Source organism: Rhodococcus sp. P14 (assembly GCF_000256505.1).
GTDB classification, from domain to species: Bacteria; Actinomycetota; Actinomycetes; order Mycobacteriales; family Mycobacteriaceae; genus Rhodococcus; species Rhodococcus ruber.
The window spans coordinates 1-2,567 of the sequence record NZ_AJFC01000014.1; the positions used below are offsets into that span (position 1 = coordinate 1).

1 protein-coding gene and 2 pseudogenes are annotated in these 2,567 nt (G+C 70.1%); 2 read left to right on the plus strand and 1 reads right to left on the minus strand.

The window, feature by feature from the left end:
• Positions 1 to 338 (plus strand): annotated as a pseudogene (locus OEY_RS27865) (pentachlorophenol monooxygenase); the annotation flags it as partial.
• Between the two features lie 4 nt (positions 339 to 342).
• On the opposite strand, the gene OEY_RS0101060 reads toward OEY_RS27865, so the two are convergent.
• A complete protein-coding gene (locus OEY_RS0101060) occupies positions 343 to 1,929 on the minus strand; it encodes an AMP-binding protein (protein ID WP_010592098.1) in 1,587 nt (528 codons plus the stop codon).
• Between the two features lie 197 nt (positions 1,930 to 2,126).
• Between OEY_RS0101060 and OEY_RS0101065 the strand changes: the two are divergent.
• A pseudogene (locus tag OEY_RS0101065) lies at positions 2,127 to 2,567 on the plus strand (AraC family transcriptional regulator); the annotation flags it as partial.

Consider the following 2,567-nt stretch of genomic DNA (forward strand, 5'->3'; position numbering starts at 1 on the left):
GGCTGCACGAGCTGCTGCGCCATCCCGGTCACACCGTGCTGCTGTGGGCGCCCACGGCGCAGGCGCTGCAGGCGCAGCGAGAGCTCGCCGAGCGGGCGACGGACCGCTTCGGTGACGCGCTGCGGGCGTACGTGCTCGTGGCGGGAAGCACCGGGAGCCCGGCCGACGGCCGGGTACTGCGCGACGACGCGGGCCGCGCCGCGCGGGCGTACGGTTTCGACGGTGCCGCCGCGGCTGTGGTGGTGCGGCCGGACGGCTACGTCGGGTTCCGGGCGCAGGATCCGACGATCGAGGCGCTCGCGGCGCATCTCGGCCGGATCCTGCGGCCCGGGCAATGACCGGCTACGTCGCCGGGGTGCGCAGATCCTTCCGGAGGATCTTGCCGGCGGCGGACTTCGGGACGATGTCGATGAACTGCACCTGCCGCACCTTCTTGTGCGGCGAGACCCGCTCGGCGACGAACTCGACGACCTCGGCCTCGGTGAGGTCGGCGTCCGGCTGACGCACGACGAACGCCTTGGGCACCTCCTCGCCTTCGTCGTCGAGCACACCGATCACCGCGACGTCGGCGATCTTCGGGTGGGTCAGCAGCAGCGCCTCGAGTTCGGCGGGCGGCACCTGGTAGCCCTTGTACTTGATCAGCTCCTTGAGCCGGTCGACGATGGTGACGTTGCCGGCCGCATCGACCGTGGCGATGTCGCCGGTGTGCAGGAACCCGTCGGCGTCGAGGGTCTCCGCGGTGGCCTGCGGGTTGCCGAGGTAGCCGACCATGACGTTGGGGCCCTTGCACCACAGCTCACCCGGCTCGGAGACACCCTCACCGGTGGGGTACTCGACCTCTTCGCCGGTGGTCGGGTCGACGAGCTTGCACTCCATGTTGGCGATCGTCGGTCCCACCGAGTCGAGCGGCACGTCGTCGCCGTCGAACGGGATGGCGTGGCTGACCGGGCTCATCTCGGACATGCCGTACCCCTGACGGACCTTCCATCCCAGTCGCGCGGCGACCGCGTTCCCGAGCGCCCTGTCCAGCGGCGCCGCGCCGGAGAACACGGTGTGCACGCTCGAGAGGTCGTACTGGTCCACGAGCGGATGCTTGGCCAGGGCGACCGCGACGGGCGGTGCGATGAACACGTAGGTGCACTTCTGTTCGGAGACGATCCGCAGGAACTCCGGCAGGTCGAACTTCGGCATCGTCACCAGCGACGCGCGGTTGAACAGGGCGGCGTTGAGAAGAACGGTCATGCCGTAGATGTGGAAGAACGGCAGGACGGCGAGGATCCGGTCGTCGGGGTCGATCCTGATCGGGGACTTGATCTGGCACACGTTGGCCACCAGGTTCGTGTGCGTGAGCATCACGCCCTTCGGGCGACCGGTGGTGCCGGACGAGTACGGCAGCACCGCCAGATGGGTGGCCGGATCGAACGACACCTCGGGGGCGGGGGCGTTCTCGGCGAGCAGGTCGCGCAGGGAGGGATGCCCCTCGGCGCCGTCGAGCACGACCAGACGATCGTCGGGGATACCGACCGCGGCCGCGGCCTCCTTCGCGTGCGGCAGCAGCGGCGAGACCGTGAAGAAGAACGTCGCCTTGGAATCCTCGAGCTGCTTGGCGATGTCCTCGGCGGTGTAGAGCGCGTTGACGGTGGTCGCGGTGGCCCCCGCCCGCAGGATGCCGTGGAACACGGCCGCGAAGGCGGGCACGTTCGGCGAGAGCAGGCCGACGACGTCGCCGACTCCCACACCGCGCGCCGCAAGAGCACCCGCGATCGCGTCGATCTGCCCGATCAGGGTCCGGTAGTCGGTGACGGCCCCGGTCGCGCCCTCCGTCAACGCCGGGCGATCGAGGTCCGACTCCGCGATCGAACCGAACAGGAAGTCGTAGACACTCAGTGCCGGGATGTCGACGTCGGGAAAGGGACTGCGAAAGCTCATTGGTTCTCCTCGGGGGCAGGAATCTGTGGCACGCCGTGCCAGACGTGCCGGGAGTACGGTATCCGACGGCTGTGAAGGCAGTCACAGGCATGCCGGACACTACCGGGTCGGGGACCGTCGCGGGCCCGGTCACGCGCCCCGGAGCCCGGCCGATCGGGCAGTGTCGGCGGCCGGTCCGGCACCCTAGGCTCGACCGGATGACGGACGTCGTGCACTCGCTGGACCCGTTCTCCGGCCGCGGCTCCTCGCCCGCGACGGTCTCGACCGACTGGGACGAGATCCGGACGTGGTCGGACCGGGTGTACATGCCCTATCGCGTGCGGCCGAGCGGACGCCTGCTGCACCCGCGATCGAGCATGTTCTCGGCGTCGATCGGCGACATCGTGCTCACCCGGTTCCGCTACGGCATTCCGGTGACCGTCGACCGGCTCTCCGCCGAGGCCGGCAACATCCTCGTGCTCACGACGATCCGTGGGCACGCGCGGCACCGCGTCGGAGCGGGCGAGGTGGAGGTCGATTCCGGCGCCACGTTCGTGGCCGACTGCAGCCGCATCGAGCATCGCGTCGACTTCGACGACGAGCACCTGCAGCTGAACCTGACGGTGCCGCACCGGCTCCCCCCCCCCCCCCCCCCCCCC

Bases quoted from the DNA above. Each gene is read 5' to 3' on its own strand.
- OEY_RS0101060 (WP_010592098.1), bottom strand. From the start codon at position 1,929: ATGAGCTTTCGCAGTCCCTTTCCCGACGTCGACATCCCGGCACTGAGT.